Below are 21,936 nucleotides of genomic sequence, written 5' to 3'. Positions count from 1 at the left end.
TCCCGGGCGAGGTCCCGGAAACCTGGTCATTGAGCGGGCCGATCGGCCCGCCGTCACAGATACTGGGGGTACAGAAAATGAATTTCAATCGCGCCGGATTCCTGACAGCCGTCACAACGGCAGGTTTTGCCGCAAGCCTTGTGCTTGCCGGATGCGGGACACAGCCAGGAGGCGATCCTGCCGCCGGCTCCAACGCAACCGTGAATGGCAGGGCCGAATCCATGCCCAGGCTGGCCTTCCTATCATCGTCCACTGCAGCGCCGGCGGCCGGGGCCGCCAGTGAGGTGCCCGCGTCAGTGGTCCGCCCCGCATCGAAGAAGCATGCAGCTCCGGCCCTGAAGACCTTCACCTTCCCCGATGGACACGTCTCCTTCACCTATCCGGCGACATGGACGGTGCGAACCGTGGTCCCGCCCGCCGGCGTCCCGGGCGTTGAAGCGATCGTGACCGACGGTGCCGGCAACGATCTGCTCTCCGTGGGCAATGGCTTCACCGCCGGTTGCGCCGGCGGTCCAGTGTCGCGTCGGGTGCTCGACCAGGCGCCAGTTCCGGGAATGACTTCACCGGACGGTACGGCGCCGGCCTTCGGATTCGCCGCGGAAGGCTACGGAAGTGGCGGGGACGTTGTATACGTCATGGGGCTGACCGATCCGCGGTCCCTGGCGGAAGGCCAGGACGTCGCATCATGGTGCAATCTTGTGCCCACAGGTAACGGCGGCCTGAACACCCGGGTTCTCTTCAACGACCCTGGCTTCCAGAACAGGGGCGCGGCAAAAGCCTGGATGGCAACCGGCCAGTACGCCGAGCTCAAAGCGCTGCTGCTAAGCCTGGCGTACGCCTAAGAGGGCCTCGCCCCCCGTGCGGACATGCAATCAGCCGGGGCCTGCGGCGTTGACAACAGCACAGGCGTGCCGTTCGGTGCGGGTTCTCAACCGTGAGTTCCCGCCCGGGCGGCACGCTTGGCGTTTTTCGCGGCAGACGGGAGGCTGGTCGAGGCTGCCCACAGAACTCGATAGTCTAAAACTTATTGTTATCTGTTGGATATCGCGCGACGAGGAGCTGGCCGGACCCATGGCGAATGACGTGAGGGATGATGGTGGCTCCGTGTCCCTCCGTGCCCTGGAGATGGCAGCCCAGGTCCGGCCCCAGGGCCAAGACATCTCCGGCCGCGCCGAGCAGGTGACCCTGCAGCTTGAGAGCGCCATTGGGATGGGCCTGCTCAACCCGGGTGAGCGGCTCCCGCCGGAATCGGTCATGGCCGAACACCTCGGCGTCTCGCCCCTCACCCTTCGCCAATCCCTCGCCGTACTGCGGAGCAAGGGGCTCCTGGGCACCCGCAGGGGACGCGGCGGAGGAAGCTATGTGGCAGGCGTGCTCCCGGTGCGGGAAGCCGAGATCACCGAGCACCTCCGCCGGCACAAGAGCGACGACCTGCGTGACCTCATCGACCTCGCCGCCGCGACGGCCGGCTCGGCGGCACGGCTTGCATCCCGGCGCTCCGACGAGCAGGACGTGCGTCGCCTCCGGAAGCTCGCCCAGCGCTTCGCTTCGAGCTCGGAGCCGCACATGCTTCGCCAGGCGGACGCCCGCCTTCACATCGGGCTGGGGGTGGCGGCGCAGTCCCGCCGCCTGACCGCCCTTCTGATCCAGATCCACGCCGAGCTCTCCCCGCTGACATGGGGCCAGGCATGGCTGGACGCGCAATCCACCGCCGTGGCGGAACACGAGGCACTCCTCGAAGCCATCGAGCAGGGAGACCCAGGCGCGGCCGAGAACACCGCAATCACCCACTTCGAACGGGAAGGCGCCCTCATCATCAACCAGCGCTTGGCCATCCTCACCTCGGATCTGGCGGACCTGGCGGACCAGCGGTGAAGCCCATCGACGAGGTCCTGCAGTCAACCGCCCTGGCCCTGGGCCGGAGCCTCGAGCGCGTCTTCGCCGACCTGGCGGTGCTGGACAAGGCCACCACCGACATTCTTGCGGCGCCGGGGACGTCACGGACCAAACTCGAATCCCTGAGGCCCGTCGTTGAGGACATCGTCCTCAAGCACGGCGGCCTCGTGGACAGCGCCGGCGTCTCCGTTGCCCGCGGCCTCTTCAGCGACGCCGATGCGTGGCACCAGTGGTGGAGCCTCGTAGGGGGAAGGCTGGTGTTCATCCCCCACAACCTCAACCCCGCGTCCATCAATTACTACGACTACACCGAGATGACCTGGTACGAGCGGCCCCTCGCGTCCGGCCGGCCCGAACTCATTGGCCCGTACATTGATTTCGGCGGCGCCGACATGAAGATCGTCACCGCGTCACGGCCGGTGCTGCATGAACAGCGGACAGTGGCGGTGGCGGGGGCAGACCTTTCGATGGAGTCCATCGAGAGGACCTTCCTGCTCAACCTCGGCCGCCGGGACGAGCACGTCGCGCTGATCACGGAAACCGGCAAGGTGGTGGCGTCCAACAGCGCCCGGTTTGCCCCCGGCACGCGCTTCGAGGGTCCGCACGGCGGCCCCGGGTCAGTTCCCGTGCCGGTGGCGGATCTCTCCACTGCCCCGTGGCGGCTTATTGTTGCCGGCTAAACCCACCGCTGAAACGACCGCTGGCTGCCCTTGTTCGGACAGCCAGCGGTAATGGCGAGACAGTGGTGATAGCGGGCCGGCTACTTCACCTCAGGTCCGTGTGACGGGCGTCTTCAGCCCGGTCCTGTGCCTTGCCAGGCGACGGCTCACCATGCAGCGCGGCAGCGTGGTGGTGGCCGGGGTGGTGCTCTTCGTACTCGATCTCCAGCTCGTCCGCGGAGGTGAGCCCGCTGGGCAGGTCAACGGTGTGGCGGGGGCCGGTGTAGGTGTGCTTGACCCGGATCTCCCAGGCCAGCCAGAGAACCAACAGGGTTCCGCCCACCACCAGCGGCGTGTAGTTCACGAACTTCCAGTCGAACTCGAGGTTCCACGGGACACCGCCCGGGGAGCTCGGCAGGAGGGCGATTACCGTGGTCAGTGCAATCTCCAGCACTGCGATAATGCCGAGCCACTTGTAGTTGCGGCCCAGGTGCCAGGAGCCGCGCCGGAAGGCGGAGCCCTTGCGGAGGCGCTGGTAGATCGGAATGCCGAAGGCCAGGTACAGGCCAACGACGCCAATGGAGACCACCGCGTTGAAGGCCACGGGAACGGGGGCGCCGTTGATGTCCACCGGCACGAGGGCGGGCAGGGTCAGGATGATCGCCAGGACGGCAACCAGGGCCACGCTGTACAGCGGCACGCCGCTCTTGTTCAGGCGGGTCCAGAGGCGGGCGCCGGGTACAGCGCCGTCGCGGCTGAAGGCGAAGAGCATGCGGGTGGTGGAGGTCATGCAGGCCATGGCGCAGAAGCACTGTCCCACGGTGGAGATCACCAGCACGGTGCTCACCCACGGGCCGCTCAGCGCCTGGTTGAGCACGGTGACCACGCTGCCGCCGCTGGCGGTGACGGCGTCGGCGTCCTGGACGGCGAAGAGGATGCCCAGCAGCAGGATCCAGCCGCCGATGGCCGAGTAGAGGATGGCCTGCCAGATGCCGTTGGCGGCGGAGTTGGAGGCGCCCTTGGTCTCTTCGGACATGTGGCAAGAGGCGTCGTAGCCGGTGACGGTGAACTGCGGCAGGATCACGGCGAGCGGAAGCACGAGGAAGAGGAAGCCCATGCCGGTGGTGTCGCCGTCGAACCATCCGGAGTTGTTGATCCGCTGGGTGAACACGTCAGCCATGCTGGCGTGCCGTTCCGGCACGAATATGATGATGGCGATGATCGCCACGGTGCCGATGACGTGCCACCACACCGAGATGTTGTTGAAGATCGCCAGCAGGTGGCTGGAGAAGATCGAGAGCAGGGTGACCACCACCAGAACGCCGATGAAGATCAGGAACACGCGGGTCAGCGAGTACCCGTCGGCCCAGGCCGAGCTGAATGAGGACAGGGTCACATCGATGAACGTGGCGCAGCCGTACGAGACGGCAGCGACGATGGCCAGCAGGCCCAGGAAGTCCAGCCAGCCGGTGAAGTAGCTGGACCGGAGGCTGCCGAGCTTGGCCGCCCAGTAGTACATGCCGCCCGAGGTGGGCATCGCCGAGACGAGCTCCCCCATGCACAGGCCCACCACGAGGATGAGTGCGCACACCACCGGCCAGCCCCAGCTGATGGCCATGGGACCGCCGTTGTTCCAGCCGATGAAGAAGCTGATGAACGGGCCGCTGAGGATGGAGATGACGGAGAAGGAGATGGCGAAGTTGGAAAAGCCGGACCACGAACGCTTGAGTTCGGGCTTGTAGCCCATATCAGCGAGGATTTCGTCGTCGGACCTTTGTGAACCGGACCGCTGTGATTGGGTGACAGACATGGCAGGAAGTCCTTGGGTCTTGAGGGCCTGGAGCCGATGGTTTGGACGGGAGGGCGGGCGTCTACATTGACGTCAGTCCGCCGTCGATGGGAAGGAGCTGCCCGGTGATGTACCGGGCCCAGTCCGAGGCGAGGAATACCACCGCGGGGGCGATGTCCTCCGGTGTCCCCTGGCGCCCCAAGGGTACCTGCGTTCCGACGAGCTGACCGAGTTCCTCGGTATCGAGGTGGCCGAGCACGGGGTCGTTGAAGCCTGTTTCAATCCATCCCGGGCACACGCCGTTGACGCGGATGCCATCCTTGGCGTACTCAATCGCCAGCTGCCGGGTAAGGTTCACCAGCGCGCCCTTGGAGGTGTTGTAGGCAACGAGGTCCGGCTCCCCGATGAGGCCGGAAACGGACGCCGTGATGACGATCGCGCCCGACTTCTGCCTGATCATCTGCGGGAGTACCGCCCGCACCGTCAGGAACGTGCCGCGCACGTTGACCGTGAAGGTCCTGTCCCACTCATCCAGGGTCTGCGTCAGGGCGGTTCCCGCCATGAGCACGCCGGCGTTTGCGTGGACAACGTCCAGCCGGCCGTGCGTCCGGACAATGTCATCGACGACGGCGGCCATCGCCTTTTCGTCGGTGACGTCGGCAACTGCGGCCACACCTTTATGGCCCGCGTCTTTGATGAGCTGCTCAGTTTCAGCGGCGCGTGCGAAGTCCATGTCGGAGGCCACCACCAGGGCGCCGGCCTCCGCCAGCGCCAAGGCGCTGGCGCGGCCGATTCCGTGGCCGGCTCCAGTCACCAGGGCCACCTGGCCGGTCAGGGTCAGGGCATTCATCATGTACCTCCATGGGGTTCTGGGTGGGGGGGCTGACGCATCGGGGTGATGCTGGTCACGCCGGGCGATTTCCTCTACTGTAAGGGGGCTCACCCATTGGGGCAATAGATTTTAGTTTTAAAGGTTTTTATCTGCTTCCCCCGCAACTTCGGCATCGCGGACTATAAAACATATATTCCTAAAGTATTGCTCTAATACCGGTTTCTGTGATCTACTTCATGCATCTCAAGCGCATCTCAAGCGAGGCACGACTGAAGCAGCCGCAGCAGTCGAGCTTGCCGAGGGTGCCGCTGCTGCAAGGCGATTCCGCTTTGGCTCAGCGGCAAGCGCACAGAGGTGTGCCGTGCTGCGTACCCAAGCAGCGGTGAGCGCACTGATATATCTGTTGACTGCGGTTTCGTCGACGTGCCTGTATTTGTAAACGTTGTGGCGCAGATCTCATGCACATCTCAGGCTTGATGCGTCCGCTATCTCAAGGAACAAAGGATGAGCTTCAGTTTTGGCACAAAAGCTTCCCCGATCGCTCTCTCTGGTGAGGTTGTGGTCTCCGGGCTCGGCAAGAGTTATGGAGCAGCCCGTGTGTTGTCGGACGTGGATCTGGTGATGAGCGAGGGCGAGGTGGTCTCGATCATCGGCCCGTCGGGGGCGGGCAAGAGCACGTTCCTGCGCTGCCTGAACTACCTGGAAACGCCCACCGAGGGCACGATCGAAATCGGCGGAGCCCGCGTTGTTGCCGGCGGGAAGCTACCGGACAAGGCGAGCCTGGACCACCTCCGGCGCGTGACCGGAATGGTCTTCCAAAGCTTCAACCTCTTCCCCCACCTGACCGTCATGGAAAACATCACCCTGCCCCAGCGCAAGGTGCTCGGCGCCAGCAAGGAACAGGCCCAGGAAACCGCAGAAAAACTGCTCAAGCGCGTCGGCCTTCCGGACAAGGCCACGGCCTATCCCGCCCGCCTCTCCGGAGGCCAACAGCAGCGCATCGCCATCGCCCGCGCCCTCGCACTGTCCCCGAAGGTCATGCTCTTCGACGAGCCCACCTCAGCCCTCGACCCCGAGATCGGCCTGGAGGTCCTCGCCGTCATGCGCGACCTCGCCGACGAGGGCATGACCATGCTCGTGGTCACCCACGAAATGCACTTCGCCCGCGACGTCTCGAACCGCATCATGGTCATGGGCAACGGCGGCGTACTCGAGATCGGCCCGAGCGAGCAGGTCATGTCGGACCCGCACAACGAACGCACCCGGCAGTTCCTCAAAGCCGTCCTGGACCGGTGACGCAATGATCACCCAACTGTTGTCCTCGATCGCCCAAGGCGTCGGACTCACCCTCTACGTCACCGGCGCATCCCTGGTGATCGGCGGCATCATCGGCCTGGTCCTCGTCGGAGCCGCCCGCTCCCCCATCGCGATCATCCGCACCATCGCCACCCTCTACATCAACATCGTCCGGGTCATCCCGCCCATCACCTGGCTGTTCCTGATCTACTTCGGCCTGCCCCAGTACTCGCTGCGCCTGACCACCATCCAGGCCGCGATCATCGGATTCTCCATCATCGCCTCCGCCTTCATGGCCGAAATCTACCGCTCCGGCCTGCTCAGCATCCCCGACGGGCAACGCGAAGCCGCCCACGCCCTCGGACTCAGCACCGTCACCACCATCGGACACATCATCACCCCGCAGGCGTTCCGCGTCGCACTGCCCGCCATCGCCACCTACGGCATCGGACTCCTCAAAGACTCCGCCCTGGCCTCCACCATCGGGGTACGGGAAATCACCTACTACGCCCAGCAGGGCGCGAAGCAGACCCACCAGGGCCTTCTCGCGTTCATCATTGCCGGGGTGCTCTACATCATCATCAGCCTCATCGTCGCCCTCGTCTCCCGCCGGGTCGACCTCACCCTGCGCCGGAAGATCGGAGTCGCGTGATGGACATGCTCACCCAATGGCTCGGCTGGCTGCCAGCCCTCGCCCCGGGACTCGTGGTCAGCCTCCAGCTCACCGGACTCTCACTGCTCTTCGGCTTCCCGCTCGGCCTGCTGTTCGCCGTCATGGCAGCGGCGAAACCCGCACCCCTGCAGTGGATCTCGTTCCTGTTCGTGGAGATCGGGCGGGGCCTGCCCGCCCTGGTGCTCCTGTACCTGCTCTACTTCAGTCTCCCCGACGCCGGGATCACCCTGACCTCACTGACCACGGCGATCATCGCCCTGACCTGGAACACCGGCGCCTACGCCTCAGAATACTTCCGCGCAGGGATCGCCTCGGTACCCCTGGGACAGAAAGAAGCCGCACTCACCTCCGGGCTCCGCGGCTGGACCGGGTTCCGGCTCATCATCCTGCCCCAGGCGCTCCGGATCTCCACACCGCCCCTGGCCGGGCTCGCCGTCCTCGTCTTCCAAGGCAGCGCACTCGCCTTCGTGATCTCAGTGCCGGAACTGATGTCCAAGGGCTTCGAAATCGCCTCCATCACCTTCGAATACCTCAGCGTCTACCTCCTCACCGCCGTGATCTACGGCTCCGTCACCCTCGTCTTCCTCGGCCTCGTCCGGCTGCTGGAACACCGCCTCGGCCGGCACCTGCAACGCACGTGAACCCCCAATCCACCCACCCCGCTCCACTCCTCCCGGGCACTCCGCCCAACCACCTCAGCAAAGAAAGAAAAACCATGTCACGTACTCCCCGTACCCTCGCGCGCGCACTTTCCGCCGGCAGCGCCGCCGGCCTGCTCGCCATCTCCCTCACCGCCTGCGGCGGCAGCGACACCAGCAGCGTCGCATCCGACTGCAAGCCGGCCCACGCCGGCCTCAAAACCCTCAACCAGGGCGAGCTCACCGTCGCCAGCTACGACTATGCACCCGCCACGATCCTTAACGGCGAGAACGTAACCGGCATGGAGGGTGACCTGATCAACGAGATCGCCAAACTCGAATGCCTCAAAGTCACCGTGAGCACTTCGGGCGGCGCAGGAGCGGTCATCCCGTCCGTGCAGTCCAAGCGCGTCGACATCGGCTCGGGCAACTGGCTCCGCACCAAGGAACGGACCAAGATCGTCTACATGAGCACACCGCTGTGGAGTGATCCCCAGGCGATCGTCTCCACCAAGGGCCTGACCAGCAACGACCTCGAGGGTAAAAAGGTTGGCTCGGTCGCCGGCAACCTCTGGAACGACAGCATGCAGAAGTGGCTTGGAGACAACTTCAAGATCTACCAGGACGACGAGTCCATCTACGCAGACCTCAAAGCCGGCCGCATCGACGCGCTCGTGGCATCCTCCGCATCCGCCAACTACCGGTTCAAGGACGCCCCCATCGAGGGCGCCAAGGTGATCGACGTCAAGCCGAACCCGCGCGTCCCTCAGTTCGCTGCGGTGGGCCAGGTCATGTTGCCGTCCAGCCTCGACAACGACACGCTCGGCAAGGCGCTGGACGAGGACATTAAGAAGCTGCGCGAAGACGGCACCATCAAGAAGCTGCTCGGGAAGTACGGGATCGACGCAGCAGTCGGAGAGCCGGGCGCACCCAGCGAACTCTGACGGGAGCGTCGTTCTACATCACGGCGGCGCTGGATGTCCTATCCGGCGCCGCCCTGATGACGGTCCAAAGGCGCCGAAACGGTGCCCTAGATTTTTTTCGGGTATTAAAGCAAGCGAGGGAGCATGCACATGAGCGGCATCGTTGTTGTAGGGGTCGATGGCAGTGATACGGCGAGAAAGGCTGCGGAGGCCGCGAGAGACCTCGCCACAGCACTGGGCGCGACCCTCCATGTGGTGTCAGCCTTCGACAGTGACCGCACCGACGTCTTCGGCACCGGCAGCAGCAAATGGCTCGTTTCGGACGCCGACAAGGCCGAACACGTTGCCAGGACCGTAGCCGACACCCTGGGCGGGGACATCAGGACCACCTACGCTGCGGCCCCCGGCAGGCCGGCAGATGCCCTCATCAGGGAAGCGCTGAGCAAAGAGGCCCGCCTCATTGTGGTGGGCAACCGCAGGATGCGGGGCATCGGCCGCGTCCTGGGCAGCGTGGCCAACAGTGTCGCTCACAACGCACCCTGCGACGTCTACATAGCCAACACCTACGACGACTAGACACTTACCCGCGGCGAAGAGAGACAAGGGCCGCGGAATCCGAAAAAAAGATTTTCCACTTAGGAGCCCAAATTGCACGACGTGATAATTGTTGGCGGCGGTGCCGCGGGACTTGGCACTGCGTACTTTCTGCGCGACTCAGGGCTGGACGTCCTCATCCTGGAGTCCGGCCATGACATCGGTGGCCGGTCGCACACAGTGCAGCTTGCCGGAACGTCGGCCAATTCCGGCGCCATGTTCGTTTACAAGGGAACAAAGTCAGAGGAGCTCGTCAACGAGCTGGGGATCCAGACCGTCCCCTTCCTCCCGGAAACGTATGGCATCCATGTCAACGGCAGGACCGTGGTGGCAGAAACCAACGAGGATGTTGTGGCCGGGCTCAATCTCACCGAGACCGAGAAGACCGAGCTGATCAAGTTCATTGATACCTCCCTCTCGGAATACCAGGACTATGTCGATGACAGGACTTCAGCCGGAGAACTCGACCGGCTTTCCGGTGAGACAGTCGCTGAACGGATCGCAGGCCTCCAGCCCGCTGTCCGGGACATCGTTGCCACCGCTATCCGTGGGGGCGCCGTGGGCGACCCGGCCAATCTCTCAGCGAAGTACGCCCTCCGCTATTTCGCCAGCTACCTGGCCCGGGAGAAGAACAACCGCCTCTTCGCCTTGGACGGCATGCAGGCCATTCCGCGAGCCATTCTGGAGCGCCTGCCGGAGCACACTGTCCGCTACAACACCCAAGTAACGGACGTGGCCCTGCTCGAGGAGGAAGGCGTCTACGAAGTTTCGGTGACGGGCGAGGACCGTGAAGAGAAGCTGACTGCCAGGCATGTGGTGCTGGCCGTTCCCGCACCTGTCGTTCCGGACGTCGTCAGGAACCTGCCCGGCTGGAAGACGTCGGCGCTCAACAGGGTCGCCAGCCCTGGCAGTACCACGCTGAACATCGTTGCGGACATTGAAGGGCTCCCGGAGTTCAAGGACTGGGCCTTCATCGTGACGGTCGGCATGCCCTTCGACGCCATCATCAACCCTGTCCCCGGAGGAACCGAATACACTTCCCACGCGAACATTCTCCAACTGACCTGCTACGGAAATTCCTCGGGCTATCTGCCCGGGTTTGGCGACGACGAAGACAGAATCGGCGAGTGGATGGAAGACGTGTTCACCGTGGCCCCGCAGCTGCGGGGCCGGATCCTCGGTGTCCACGCACAGACCTGGCAGCATTGTTTCGCGTTGCTCAGCCCGGAACGCGCAGGCGCCCTTCCTGAGCTTCAGCGTTCCGTCGGATCGCTGCATTTCGCGGGCGACTATACGTCGGAGACGGCCGGTACCCACGGGGCTTACACAGAAGCGGAACGGGTTGCTTCCCTGATTCGGGCCTCCCTGAAACCAACAGGCTAGCGGCGCCACAGCGGCATGGGCCCTCATCCGGGTCCATGCCGCTGATTTTGGCTTCGCGAGCCTGATTTTGCTTCCAGGCCGCGGCCAACAGCCGCCTCCAGGAAATCCTCATTCAATATGACAACCTCGCCCCTCGCATTTGGTGCTACCTCCTGGACAAACTCCCCTCTGTAGCCGGCCATACCAGGGAGAATTCCGTTCTTCTCAGGGCAATCGCTGATCAGGGCAATCGCTGACGGTGACGCGGACCTCGCTGCCTCACTTGCCGGGGAAAGCATTGCGGAATTCGAAACGATAGTCCGGAAGGTCCTTTAGGCCGTCGTTTCAACCCTCAGCTCCTGCAGCAAAGACGCGGCGGCTGCCCGGGACGATTCGGGATTCTGGCCTGTGATGAGCAGTCCGTCCTGGACCACGTGGGAAGCCCAACCCGGTCCACGCGTGAAGAACCCGCCCTTGGCCGTGAGCTCATCCTCCACCAGGAAGGGCACCACTTCTGTGAGTCCAATGGCTTCCTCCTCGGAGTTGGTGAACCCGGTGCCTTTCCTGCCGTGAACCAGTGGACGTCCGTCCTGGCCCGTGACGTGCCGCAGGGCTCCGGGCGCATGGCAAATGAGCGCCACGGGTTTGTCGGAGCGGGCAAAACTCTGAATCAAGGCGATGGAGGTTTGGTCCTCCGCCAGGTCCCGCCTTCTGACGAAAGGAACACCATGGCTCACACCATCATCGCCACCTGGACTACGATGCCCGGAGAGGGCGAGCACATCGCAGATGTCCTCTGGGAGCTGGGCCCGGGAATCAGGGCCGGACCGAAGAACCTCATGTTCCATGCCCAGCGGAGCCTGGACGATCCGGACACCTTCGTGATGTACGAGAAATACACCGATGCGACCCGCCCGCCCAACTGACTCGCAGTTGTTGTCCTTTTGACGCGTGAAAACGACAACAACTGCGAGTCAGTTGGGCTGGTTCCCATTCAGGCGACGTTCCAGGGGTGGTTCAGCGCAGCTTGCTGAAGAACTCCCGGATGTCGTCGACGAGCAGGCCGGGGGCCTCCATGGCGGCAAAGTGACCGCCGCGGCTGAATTCGGACCAGTGCACCACAGTGTGTTCGAGCTCGAGGGTGCGCCGGATGGACACGTCCATGGGGAAGACCGCGACCCCGGTCGGCACCGTGGAACGTTCACTCGCGCCCCAGGCTCCGGCGTGCGCGGTCTCGTAGTAGCTGTTGGCCGAGGACCCGGCGGTGCCGGTCAGCCAGTAGAGCATCACGTTCGTGAGCAACAGATCCCGGTCCACCGCGTCCTCGGGCAGTTCGGCGGCCGGATCGGTCCACTCCTTGAACTTCTCCACGATCCAGGCCAACTGCCCCACCGGGGAGTCGTGCAGCCCGTGCGCCAGGGTCTGCGGCCGGGTGATCTGGATCATCATGTAGCCGGACTGCTCGGTCTTCAGGTACTGCAGGTGATCCAGCCGCCCCCGCTCGGCCCCGGTCAGCTCTCCGGCCTCGGCCGGGTTGACCTCGGTGAACGCGGAGAGCCCGTTCGCGTGCACGCCGACCACCTTGTCCGGGTTGAGCCGGCCGAGCCCCGGCGAGATGACCGCGCCGGTGTCCCCGCCCTGCGCGCCGTAGCGGCTGTAGCCGAGGCGGTCCATCAGCTCAGCGAAGGCCCGGGTCACCCGGTTGGTGTCCCAGCCAGTCTCGCCGGTGGGTCCGGAGAATCCGCTGCCGGGGATCGACGGGATCACCAGGTGGAACGCGTCCGCCGGGTCTCCGCCATGTGCCCTGGGGTCTGTCAGCGGGCCGATGACGTTCAGAAACTCTACAATCGAGCCGGGCCAGCCGTGGGCCAGGATCAGCGGTAGGGCGCCTGGCTCGGGCGAGAGGACGTGCAGGAAGTGGATGTTCTGCCCGTCGATCTCGGTGGTGAACTGCGGGTACTTGTTCAGCTCCCGCTCGTAGAAGCGCCAGTCGTAGCCGTCGCGCCAGTACTCGGCCAGTTCCTTGAGGTAGCCCACCGGCACCCCGCGGCTCCAGCCGGCACCGGGCAGGTCCGCAGCCCACCGGGTTCTGGCGAGCCGGTCGCGCAGGTCGTCCAGGTCAGGCTGGGGAATGTCGATGGTGAAGGGCCGGATCTCTGTGTTGTTCTCCATACCAATAACTCTAGGAACCGGTTAGGTCAGATCCGGTCCTAGGACTGTGGCAGACTTCAGATCATGTGGGAAACCTCGGCACGGCTGCTGCGACTGCTCTCCCTCCTGCAAACCCGACGCGACTGGTCCGGCACCGAACTGGCCGAGCGACTGGAGATCACTCCACGCACGGTCCGCCGCGACATCGACCGGCTTCGCGGCCTCGGTTACCCCGTCATGGCCACCGCCGGCACCGCCGGTTACCGGCTGGGTGCCGGTGCGGACCTGCCGCCGCTGCTGCTCGACGACGACGAAGCCGTCGCGGTCGCGATGGGCCTGCGCACGGCCGCCGGCGGTTCGATCACCGGCATCGAGGAGACCTCAGTGCGGGCGCTGGCCAAGCTCGAACAGGTGCTTCCGTCCCGGCTGCGCCACAGGATCAACGCCCTGCAGTCGATGGTGGTGCCGATGGCCAACTCCGGCCCCACCGTCGACCCGGGCACCCTCACCGCCATCGCCGCCGCCTGCCGCGACTCGCTGCGCCTTCGCTTCGACTACCGCACCCACGACGGAACCAGCAGCATCCGCACTACCGAGCCGCACCGGGTGGTGCACGCAGGCCGGCGCTGGTACCTCATCGGCTGGGACGTCGACCGCCAGGACTGGCGCACCTACCGCGTGGACCGCCTCGATCCGCGCACGCCCGCTGGCCCCCGGTTCACGCCGCGCACCCCGCCTGACCCGGATATCAGCACCTATACCTCGCGGGAGATCTCCACGTCCGCCTACCGCTACCAGGCCCGGTTCACCCTGTATGTCAGCGCCGAGACCGCGGCGGAGCGGATTGCCCCCACCACGGGAGCGCTGGAGCCGATCGACGAGCACAGCTGCACCCTGCGGGCCGGGTCCAACTCGCCGGATGAGTTGGCCATCTACGTGGCATCCAAAGGGTTCGACTTCCAGGTGCACGAACCGCCGGAGCTCGTGGCGCACATCAGGTCGCTGGCAGCCCGGCTCGCCAGCGCGACCGACTAATACCCCGGCCCGGCAGGGGGCATGCGTCTCGCGGGCAACGTTCGGCAGGCCACCCACAGGTTCCATGGGAACCCAAGGTGACCCGCCGCCGTCGTACCTCTAAAAACGTCAGTCGTTGATCAGCTCAGCGGCAGCGCCCACGGGCGCCACGGCGTCGCGGACCTTCTTGCCACGGGCATATCCCACGAGTCCCAAGGCCAGGATGCACCCGAGTGTGCCGAGTGCGAAGGCCTCGAAGGTGAACTGCGGGACGCCCCAGGTTGCCTCGAAGTCGTACTCCAGGCCGAAGAGGACCTCGAGTGTTCCGGGGAAGATCGCCACCCACGAGCCGATCAGGATCCAGGCAAAGCAAATGGCACCCAGAATGCGGAAACCGGCGTCCGGGACGGGAACCTTGAAGGGCCTGTCGGCGAGGGGGTATTTGCTCCGCAGCCGGACCGCGGCTGGGACAGCAAAGAGGTAGCTGAGCAGGAACGTTGAGATGGCGATGGACAGGACCACGCCGAACAGTGCGCTGCTGGTTCCGCTGAGCTGCATGGCCGCGAGCATGAACAACGTGGCCACCACCCCGGAGAGCGTGTTGACCCGGATCGGGGTACCCAGCCTGGGGTGAAAGCGGCCGAAGAAGCCTCCGAAGAAGGAGCCGTCGGCGGCTGCCATGGCTTGCATGCGGTCGCTGATGATCATCCATGCTGCGCCCTGTGACACCAGGACGAAGCAGAAGATCACCGCCGAAATGGCCAGCATGACCTCAGCGGCCGGGCCGAACACCGTGTAGACGGTGGCCACTGCGCCGAACAGGCCGCCGATGCCCGTGATCCTGTCGAGCGGCACCACCAGGAGAATGGCCAGGATCGGCAGGAGGTAGCTCGCGGCGGCGATCATCGAGGAGCGGGCCACCGAGACGGGAACATCCTTGGCCGGGTTCTTCATCTCCCCCGCGGCGCTGTTGCCGGACTCGAAGCCAAGGAACGAGAACAGCAGCAGCGGGGTGACGCCGAGGAAGCCGGCCAGGGTGGGCGAAAAGAAGCCGAGGTCCAGTCCGTTGAAACCGTGCTGCAGCCCGTAGACCATGGTGACGATAATGAAGAAGGTCAGGAACGCGACCTTGAGGATGGCTCCGAGCGAGGGCAGCCATTTACCGTGCTTCAGGCTGACGATGGCTGAGGTCACCGTAATCCAGATGAAGGCCAGCTTGAACATGTAGTCGCTGACGCTGCCGGCCTCCACATGGCCCACGTATTCGGACCATGTTTCCACTGCCACGAACGCCATGGCGCCGCCCACCCAGACAGGCTGCGTTACCCAGGTGAAAAGGGACGTGATAGCTGCGACAACCCGGCCGAAGGCCATCCTGGTCCAGACGTACACGCCACCTTCTTCGGTGAACGCGCCGCCGGTCTCCGCGAAGATGAGGCCATAAGGAACCATGAAAGTGATGGCCAGGATGAGGGTCCAGGTGAAGGTTTCCCCGCCAAACCCGGAGACCTGGCCGAGGACCTCCACCGAGATGACGGCCGCCACCACCAGCAACAGGATGTCGAAGCGGCCGAGGGATTTCTGCAGATGCTGGCTTTGCTCTTGGGCAAGGCGCGTTGAGGCTATTGGCTGATCCATGATCGGTCCTTTGCTACTGCTTAAGTTTGCTACTGCGCGAGAAGGGTGGGAAGGGCGCCGTCGTGGAGGCGGCTGTAGACAGCGCGGCCTTCGGCGGACCCTTGTTCGATCGATTTCATGGCGGTGTCCTTCCTCAGCCGAACTGGATCCACGTGGTCTTCGGCGCCGTGTAGTTATCGAAGGCGTGCAGGGACAGGTCGCGGCCGAATCCGGACTGTTTGAAGCCCCCGAACGGCGTGGTGTTGCCCAGTGCGTCCACGGTGTTCACGGAGACTGTTCCAGCGAGCAGCTCCCCCGCCACCCGGTGGGCCCGGGACAGGTTCGAGGTCCACAGGGATGCCGCCAATCCATAGTCTGTGGCGTTCGCCAGCCGCACCGCTTCGTCCTCCGTGTCGAAGGCGTGCAACACGGCCACGGGCCCGAAGATCTCCTCGCGGTGGACATCGTGCCCGGCCCCCAGACCGCCCAACAGGGTGGGCTCCAGGTAGGCATCAGAGCCCCGGATCTCACGCCGCTCACCGCCGAAAAGCACTTCACCCTCGGTGCGGCCGCGCACGATCCAGCGTTCGACGTCGTCAGTGTGGGCACTGCTGATCAGCGCACCGTTTCCTGCCAGGCCGGCGAGCGGATCTTCCGGCCGATAGGCGGCCGCGGCGGCAGCCAGCAACGCAGCGAACTCGTCATGGACACCCCGCTGGACCAGGATGCGCGAATTGGCGGAGCAGACCTGGCCCTGGTTGTAGAAGGCACTGAAGGCTGCCCTCGCCGCGGCAGTGGCGAGGTCGGCCGTGTCAGCAAAGACGATGTTGGAACTCTTGCCGCCGGCTTCGAGGCTGAGCCTCTTGAGGTTGCTGCGGCCGGAGGCCTCCAGCAGGGTTCGGGAGACGGCGGTGGAGCCGGTGAACGCCAAGGCGTCGACGTCCATATGCTGCGCCAGGGCCGCGCCCACTTCCCGGCCCGTGCCGGTGACGATGTTCAGGACCCCGTCCGGCAGCCCGGCTTCAGCGGCCAATTCGGCAAGGCGCAACACGCTCAGGGACGTCTGCTCGGCCGGCTTGAGCACCAGCGTATTTCCGGAGGCGAGCGCCGGAGCCAGCTTCCAGACCGCGATTTCGAGCGGGAAGTTCCACGGCACAATGGCGGCCACCACTCCCAAGGGCTCGCGCGTCACCAGCGCGGTGGCCCCGGGCGGGACGGCAGGCAGTTCCCCGCTTTGCTTGTCCGCCGCCTCGGCGTACCAGCGCAGCGTGGAAATGGCACCGGGGACATCCACGGTGGTGGTTTGCAGGATTGGCTTCCCGCTGTCCAATGTCTCCAGGAGTGCCAGTTCGTCGGCATGCTTCTCCATCAGGGCGGCCAGGGCCAGCAGCAGGCCCTTCCTCTTTTCGGCCCCCAGGCGGGACCACGCCGGGAAGGCGCGCCGGGCCGCGGCCACCGCGCGATCGACGTCGGCGGGGCCGCCGGCAGCCAACTCAGCGAGGACGCGGCCATCTATGGGGCTGGTGATGGGCCGGGAATGTGGTTCGCCCGCGGATGCGCGGCGGCCGTCGATGAAGGCCCTGCCGTCGATTGCCAGGGCGTTAGCCCGGCCGTGCCAGTCAAGGGAAAGCGTGGCGGAAGTGCTGTTCATAATGGCTCCTGGGGTTGGTTTTTCGGGGGCGGTTCAGTGCGTGGTTGTTAGTGTTCGACGGCGGCACGGACTGCGGTGCCGACAGTTCCGGGCGGCTTGCCCCGGGTCAGGCGGAGGGCCGCTGAAGCACTCATGAGGCACAGCAGTTCAACGGCAATGAGGGTCAGCATGGCCCGCTCATGGCCAGGCGATGATGCGGGGCCGCCATTGCCGTGATGGCCCGCGGCGCCGGGCGCCACCATCAGGACCAGATGGATGAGGATCATGCCGGCACTCATCGCCAACAGATGCCCGGCAGCACGCCCGGCGCAGAGCCGCCCGCCCACCAGCGGTGCGGCGCAGGCCAGGCAGGCGGCACCCATGGCAGCCATCCACCAGGCCATCGCTCCCGCCGCACCGCTGGCGGCCGCCAGCACATGGGCGGCGGCACTCCCCGCTGCAGCGGTACCGACTATGCCGGCTGGAATGAGGGCGCCCGGGAAGGGTGCAAGGGGTGAACAGGTTCGCTGGTCCATGGTTCTCCTGGCTCCCCGGCGTGCTGTGGGTCCGTGTTGGTCCGTGCTGTGGAGGCAGGGACTTTACGCCGGGCTTGTGAAGTGGCTAACATCAAAGCGTTGGTTGAACAGTTGTACCATCAAAAATCGACTTCAGGAAGTGCCATGACCCTTCAGACCACCCCCTTGGCCCCGCCGCTGCAGGCCCCGTTGGCGCAGCACCCGCTGGAGCAGCTCTCGGCCCGGGAAATCCACGAGGCCCGCCGGATCTTGGCGGCGGCCGGTCTCGTGGCCGACACCACCCGTTTCGCATACCTCGGCCTGGTTGAACCGCCGAAGAGTGACCTCCAAGGAGACGCCGTTGATGCCGTCCGCCTGGTCCGGGCCATGCTCTGGGATGCGCCGCTGTCACGTTCCCTCGACGTACGCCTCTCCCTGACCGCCGGCCAAGTCCTTGATCAGCGCGAGCTGGACCCGGAAATCGACGGTCAGTTGCCCGTCCTCCTGGAGGAATTCGGGATCATCGAGGACATCCTGGCCGAAGACCCGCAGTGGAACGCAGCCCTTGCAATCCGCGGCCTGACCCCGGCGCAGGTCCGCGTCGCTCCCCTGTCGGCGGGTGTCTTCGAGTACGGAAACGAGGAAGGCAAGCGGCTGCTGCGGGGCTTGGGATTCCGCCAGGACCACCCGGCAGACCACCCGTGGGCACACCCCATCGACGGCCTGGTGGCCTTCGTGGATGTGGAAAACGGGCGGGTCAACCACCTGATCGACGACGGCCCGGTCCCGGTCCCGGAGGTCAACGGCAATTACACGGACCCCGCGATCCGCGGCGAGCTCCGCACTGACCTGTTGCCGATCGAGATCACGCAGCCCGAGGGCCCCAGTTTCACCCTGGAAGGCAACCACCTTACCTGGGCGGGCTGGGACCTGCGCGTGGGCTTCGACGCCCGCGAAGGGCTGGTTCTCCACCAGCTCCACCACTCGCACAAGGGACGGAGGCGCCCGGTGGTCCACCGTGCATCGATCTCCGAAATGGTGGTCCCGTACGGCGACCCCTCCCCCTACAGGAGCTGGCAGAACTACTTCGACTCCGGCGAATACCTGGTGGGCCGCGACGCGAACTCACTCAAGCTCGGCTGCGACTGCCTGGGTGAAATTACCTACATGTCCCCCGTGGTTGCGGATGACTTCGGCAATCCCCGCACCATCGAGAACGGCATCTGCATCCACGAGGAGGACGCCGGAATCCTCTGGAAACACACGGATGAGTGGGCCGGCTCCAACGAGGTCCGCCGCAACCGCCGCCTGGTGGTCTCCTTCTTCACCACCGTGGGCAACTACGACTACGGCTTCTACTGGTACCTGTACCTGGATGGCACCATCGAGTTCGAAGCGAAGGCAACGGGCATCGTGTTCACGGCAGCGCTTCCGGACAAGGAATATGCGTACGCGTCGGAGATCGCCCCGGGCCTCGGCGCTCCGTACCACCAGCACCTCTTCAGCGCCCGGCTGGACATGATGATCGACGGCGACGCGAACCGTGTTGAGGAACTGGACCTCGTCCGCCTGCCGAAGGGCCCGGGTAACCCGCACGGCAATGCGTTCACACAGAAGCGCACCCTGCTGGCCCGCGAATCGGAAGCTGTGCGCGACGCCGATGGCGCCAAAGGCCGTGTGTGGCACATCAGCAACCCGGACTCGCTGAACCGCCTCGGCCACCCGGTGGGCTACACGCTCTACCCGGAAGGCAACCCCACCCTGGCCATGGCGGAAGATTCCTCGATCGCGTCCCGGGCTGCCTTCGCCCGGCACCACCTCTGGGTGACACGTCACGCGGAGGAGGAGCTTTACGCGGCAGGCGACTTCGTCAACCAGCACCCGGGCGGCGCCGGGCTTCCCGCCTACGTGGCACAGGACCGCGACATCGACGGGCAGGACCTGGTGGTGTGGCACTCCTTCGGATTGACCCACTTCCCGCGCCCGGAGGACTGGCCCATCATGCCCGTGGACACCACCGGCTTCACCCTGAAGCCGCACGGCTTCTTCGACGAGAACCCCACGCTGAACGTGCCGCCGTCGGCAGCCGGCCACTGCAGCACCGGAAGCGAAGGCGCGAATACCGCCCCGGGAGGTACCGCCGTCGGGCATTCCGGTCCGGGCCACTGCGCGCACTGAACCGGCGGGCACTGACGGCCCGCGCCGCGGGGGCGCGCAGGCGCGTCCCCGCGGTGGTAGGGTGCTCACGGTCCCAGCCACCGCCGCGAACGAAGGAGCAGCATGCCCCGCTTGGTCGATCACCAGGAACGGCGCCGTTCCATCATCGAGACCACGTGGCGGCTGATCGCGGGGCAGGGTATCGAGAATGCCAGCATGCGGGACATTGCCCGGGAATGCGGATACGCGGCACCGGGCGTGCTGGCTTACTACTTCCCCAGCAAGGACGCCCTGCTGCTGGCCTCGTACCAACTGATCTGCGAGCGCACCAATGAACGGATCGCAGCGGGCACTGCCGGACGCCGGGGTCTTTCGGCGCTGCGCAGCCTCTGTCTGGAAATCATTCCGGCGGATCCCCTCACCGTGGTCGAGGCCCGTGTGGCGGTCTCCTTCTGGCAGCGCGCGCAGACGGAGGACGCCCTGCGCGCCGTCGGGCGGGACGCCTTGCTGCATTGGCGCGGCCTGGTGATGGGCTTCCTCGCCCAGGCAGAGCACGACGGCGAATGCGAACCTTTGGCCGATCCGGATGCGGTTGCCGATGAGCTGCTGAACATCATGATGGGCCTGCACGTGACAGCCATGCTGGATCCGGATGCCGTCACAGGTTCGCGGCAGCGTCACCTGGTGGAGCGCGCCCTGGCGCGGCTCGCCTCCGGCCGGCCTGGCCTGTGAGGCGCCGGGCGCGGCCGTAGCCCGGGTTCATATTCTGAGCCCGGGCTACGGATTGCTTGCCGATTGTGTCAGTGACGAATGGGCGCGTTGGCGGCCGGCGCGGTTTGGCGGGGTGCCGCGTGGATGTCCTCTTCTCCGAGAAGGTCCTTGCCCTTGCTTTCCTTCATGCTCAGCACGGCAGCCAGCCCCACCAGGCCAACGAGAATGAGGTAGAACGCAGGCATCATTTCGTTGCCGGTCCGGGCAATGAGCCAGGTCAGGACGTACGGTACGGTGCCCGCAAAGATGGCCGCGGTGACGCTGTAGGCGACCGACAGGCCCGTCTGCCGTGTCCGGGTTGGGAAGAGTTCGGCTGCCGCTGCCGCATGGACGCCGAGGATAAGGGCCAGGATGATGCCCAGGCCGACGGTGCCGACGACGCCCGCCCAGGATGCGCCGGAGTGCATGATCAGGAACAGCGGGTAGGCCAGCACCACCAGGGAAATGGCCGCTGCGACCAGTACCGGCTTCCGTCCGACCCGGTCAGAGAGCGCCCCCACCAACGGTACAAGGATCAGCCCGGCCACGGATGCGGCGGTGGAGAGCAGGGCGGCCGTGCCGGCATCGAAGCCCAGGACCTTTTCCTGGTAGGTCAGGAGGTAAACGAGCACAACGTAGAAGGTCACGTGCATCATGATCTCCAGGCCGCTCATCTGCAGGAGCTGCTTCCAGTGCCGGGTGAACACCTCCTTGACCGGGCTCTGGGGGACGTTGTCCAGCTGCTCGAGTGAACGGAATTCGGGAGTGTCCTCGATCTTGGAGCGGATGTAGAAGCCGATGATGCCCATCGGAACGGCGATCAGGAACGGAATCCGCCAGCCGCCGTCGGCAATGGTTTGAGCGTCCATGACGCTGGTCAGGACGAAGACCACCAGCGACGCCGCCAGGAAGCCGAGGAGGCTGCCGAACTCAAGCCAGCTGACGCCGAACCCGCGGTGCTTCCTCGGCGAGTACTCTGCGAGGAATGCCGCCGCACTGCCGAATTCGCCGCCTGCGGCGAGCCCCTGCACCACACGGGCCGCGACGAGCAGGACGGGCGCCCACAGGCCGATCGCGTCGTAGGTGGGCAGGAGTCCGACCACCAGCGTCGCCGCGCTCATCGAGAGGATGACGATGGAGAGGGTCTTTTTGCGGCCAATCCTGTCGCCCAGTGTTCCGAAGACGAGGGCGCCCAGGGGCCGGACTCCGAAGCTGATGGCGAAGACCGCGAAGACTGAAAGCAGCGCCGCTGTGCTGTCCTGCTGGGGGAAGAAGACGACGGCGATGGTGGAGGCCAGATAGGCGTAGATGGCCCACTCAAACCAGTGGACAAAGACGCCGATGGAACCGGCAGCAACGCTGGTGCGCAAGCCCTTCCGGCTGATCTGCCCCTCGATGTTATTGGTGTTCACAGTTCCTCCTGGAGGAAAAGATCCGATG

The 21,936-nt window shown here is 65.4% G+C and carries 21 protein-coding genes; 13 read left to right on the top strand and 8 right to left on the bottom strand.

Features of this window, described 5'->3' with window-relative positions:
• Nucleotides 1–77 precede the first annotated feature (77 nt).
• From ACFRAU_RS08180 to ACFRAU_RS08170, 3 genes are all read left to right on the top strand, one after another.
• Complete coding sequence (locus tag ACFRAU_RS08180; protein ID WP_377999500.1) at nt 78–842, top strand: hypothetical protein; 765 nt, start codon at nt 78–80, stop codon at nt 840–842.
• Between the two features lie 229 nt (nt 843–1,071).
• Nucleotides 1,072–1,875, top strand: a complete 804-nt coding sequence (locus ACFRAU_RS08175; protein WP_377999499.1) for a FadR/GntR family transcriptional regulator — start codon at nt 1,072–1,074, stop codon at nt 1,873–1,875.
• The gene (locus ACFRAU_RS08170) at nt 1,872–2,576 is read left to right on the top strand and encodes a cache domain-containing protein (RefSeq protein ID WP_377999498.1); all 705 of its coding nucleotides are present in this window, start codon (nt 1,872–1,874) and stop codon (nt 2,574–2,576) included. Before ACFRAU_RS08175 ends, ACFRAU_RS08170 begins: the two co-directional genes overlap by 4 nt.
• Before the next feature lie 85 nt (nt 2,577–2,661).
• Here ACFRAU_RS08170 and ACFRAU_RS08165 read toward each other — a convergent pair whose 3' ends face one another.
• The gene (locus tag ACFRAU_RS08165) at nt 2,662–4,365 is read right to left on the bottom strand and encodes an amino acid permease (RefSeq protein ID WP_377999497.1); all 1,704 of its coding nucleotides are present in this window, start codon (nt 4,363–4,365) and stop codon (nt 2,662–2,664) included.
• A gap of 61 nt (nt 4,366–4,426) precedes the next feature.
• Complete coding sequence (locus ACFRAU_RS08160; RefSeq protein ID WP_377999496.1) at nt 4,427–5,194, bottom strand: SDR family NAD(P)-dependent oxidoreductase; 768 nt, start codon at nt 5,192–5,194, stop codon at nt 4,427–4,429.
• Nucleotides 5,195–5,680: 486 nt separating this feature from the next.
• On the opposite strand from ACFRAU_RS08160, the gene ACFRAU_RS08155 reads away from it, so the two are divergent.
• From ACFRAU_RS08155 to ACFRAU_RS08130, 6 genes are all read left to right on the top strand, one after another.
• Nucleotides 5,681–6,472 (top strand): amino acid ABC transporter ATP-binding protein, encoded by a 792-nt coding sequence (locus ACFRAU_RS08155; RefSeq protein ID WP_377999495.1) that lies wholly within the window; start codon nt 5,681–5,683, stop codon nt 6,470–6,472.
• 4 nt (nt 6,473–6,476) lie between these two features.
• Entirely contained in the window at nt 6,477–7,124 is a 648-nt protein-coding gene (locus tag ACFRAU_RS08150; RefSeq protein WP_377999494.1) for an amino acid ABC transporter permease, read from the top strand.
• Entirely contained in the window at nt 7,124–7,786 is a 663-nt protein-coding gene (locus tag ACFRAU_RS08145) for an amino acid ABC transporter permease (protein ID WP_377999493.1), read from the top strand. The genes ACFRAU_RS08150 and ACFRAU_RS08145 overlap by 1 nt, the downstream gene beginning before the upstream one ends.
• Before the next feature lie 74 nt (nt 7,787–7,860).
• Nucleotides 7,861–8,727 carry a substrate-binding periplasmic protein gene (locus tag ACFRAU_RS08140; protein WP_377999492.1) on the top strand — a complete coding sequence of 289 codons (867 nt, stop codon included), beginning with the start codon at nt 7,861–7,863 and terminating at the stop codon, nt 8,725–8,727.
• Nucleotides 8,728–8,856: 129 nt separating this feature from the next.
• Nucleotides 8,857–9,282, top strand: coding sequence for a universal stress protein (locus ACFRAU_RS08135; protein WP_377999491.1), 426 nt, complete (start codon nt 8,857–8,859; stop codon nt 9,280–9,282).
• An 81-nt stretch (nt 9,283–9,363) separates the two neighbouring features.
• Nucleotides 9,364–10,683 carry a flavin monoamine oxidase family protein gene (locus ACFRAU_RS08130; RefSeq protein ID WP_377999585.1) on the top strand — a complete coding sequence of 440 codons (1,320 nt, stop codon included), beginning with the start codon at nt 9,364–9,366 and terminating at the stop codon, nt 10,681–10,683.
• Nucleotides 10,684–10,994: 311 nt separating this feature from the next.
• On the opposite strand, the gene ACFRAU_RS08125 is transcribed toward ACFRAU_RS08130, so the two are convergent.
• The gene (locus ACFRAU_RS08125) at nt 10,995–11,336 is read right to left on the bottom strand and encodes a hypothetical protein (RefSeq protein WP_377999490.1); all 342 of its coding nucleotides are present in this window, start codon (nt 11,334–11,336) and stop codon (nt 10,995–10,997) included.
• A gap of 54 nt (nt 11,337–11,390) precedes the next feature.
• Here ACFRAU_RS08125 and ACFRAU_RS08120 point away from each other — a divergent pair, with 54 nt between their 5' ends.
• Nucleotides 11,391–11,588 (top strand): putative quinol monooxygenase, encoded by a 198-nt coding sequence (locus ACFRAU_RS08120; protein ID WP_377999489.1) that lies wholly within the window; start codon nt 11,391–11,393, stop codon nt 11,586–11,588.
• 91 nt (nt 11,589–11,679) lie between these two features.
• Here the strand turns inward: ACFRAU_RS08120 and ACFRAU_RS08115 are convergent, their stop codons facing one another.
• The gene (locus ACFRAU_RS08115) at nt 11,680–12,834 is read right to left on the bottom strand and encodes an epoxide hydrolase family protein (protein WP_377999488.1); all 1,155 of its coding nucleotides are present in this window, start codon (nt 12,832–12,834) and stop codon (nt 11,680–11,682) included.
• A 63-nt stretch (nt 12,835–12,897) separates the two neighbouring features.
• Here ACFRAU_RS08115 and ACFRAU_RS08110 point away from each other — a divergent pair, with 63 nt between their 5' ends.
• Complete coding sequence (locus ACFRAU_RS08110; protein ID WP_377999487.1) at nt 12,898–13,848, top strand: helix-turn-helix transcriptional regulator; 951 nt, start codon at nt 12,898–12,900, stop codon at nt 13,846–13,848.
• Nucleotides 13,849–13,956: 108 nt separating this feature from the next.
• On the opposite strand, the gene ACFRAU_RS08105 is transcribed toward ACFRAU_RS08110, so the two are convergent.
• The 3 genes from ACFRAU_RS08105 to ACFRAU_RS08095 all read right to left on the bottom strand — a co-directional run bounded on the left by ACFRAU_RS08105 (nt 13,957) and on the right by ACFRAU_RS08095 (nt 17,610).
• Nucleotides 13,957–15,465 carry an APC family permease gene (locus tag ACFRAU_RS08105; protein WP_377999486.1) on the bottom strand — a complete coding sequence of 503 codons (1,509 nt, stop codon included), beginning with the start codon at nt 15,463–15,465 and terminating at the stop codon, nt 13,957–13,959.
• A gap of 133 nt (nt 15,466–15,598) precedes the next feature.
• Nucleotides 15,599–17,095: an aldehyde dehydrogenase family protein gene (locus tag ACFRAU_RS08100; RefSeq protein ID WP_377999485.1), complete on the bottom strand. Its 1,497-nt coding sequence runs from the start codon at nt 17,093–17,095 to the stop codon at nt 15,599–15,601.
• 47 nt (nt 17,096–17,142) lie between these two features.
• Nucleotides 17,143–17,610: a hypothetical protein gene (locus ACFRAU_RS08095; RefSeq protein ID WP_377999484.1), complete on the bottom strand. Its 468-nt coding sequence runs from the start codon at nt 17,608–17,610 to the stop codon at nt 17,143–17,145.
• A gap of 144 nt (nt 17,611–17,754) precedes the next feature.
• Between ACFRAU_RS08095 and ACFRAU_RS08090 the strand changes: the two genes are divergently transcribed.
• Complete coding sequence (locus tag ACFRAU_RS08090; protein ID WP_377999483.1) at nt 17,755–19,767, top strand: primary-amine oxidase; 2,013 nt, start codon at nt 17,755–17,757, stop codon at nt 19,765–19,767.
• A gap of 102 nt (nt 19,768–19,869) precedes the next feature.
• Nucleotides 19,870–20,478 (top strand): TetR/AcrR family transcriptional regulator, encoded by a 609-nt coding sequence (locus tag ACFRAU_RS08085; RefSeq protein ID WP_377999482.1) that lies wholly within the window; start codon nt 19,870–19,872, stop codon nt 20,476–20,478.
• 68 nt (nt 20,479–20,546) lie between these two features.
• On the opposite strand, the gene ACFRAU_RS08080 is transcribed toward ACFRAU_RS08085, so the two are convergent.
• A complete protein-coding gene (locus ACFRAU_RS08080) occupies nt 20,547–21,908 on the bottom strand; it encodes an MFS transporter (protein ID WP_377999481.1) in 1,362 nt (453 codons plus the stop codon).
• Nucleotides 21,909–21,936: the final 28 nt, after the last annotated feature.

The sequence above is a fragment of the Arthrobacter sp. NPDC056691 genome (assembly GCF_042791415.1).
Taxonomy (GTDB): Bacteria; Actinomycetota; Actinomycetes; order Actinomycetales; family Micrococcaceae; genus Arthrobacter.
Note: the sequence above shows the minus strand (reverse complement) of the source record. Positions and strands in the feature narration are given on the sequence as shown.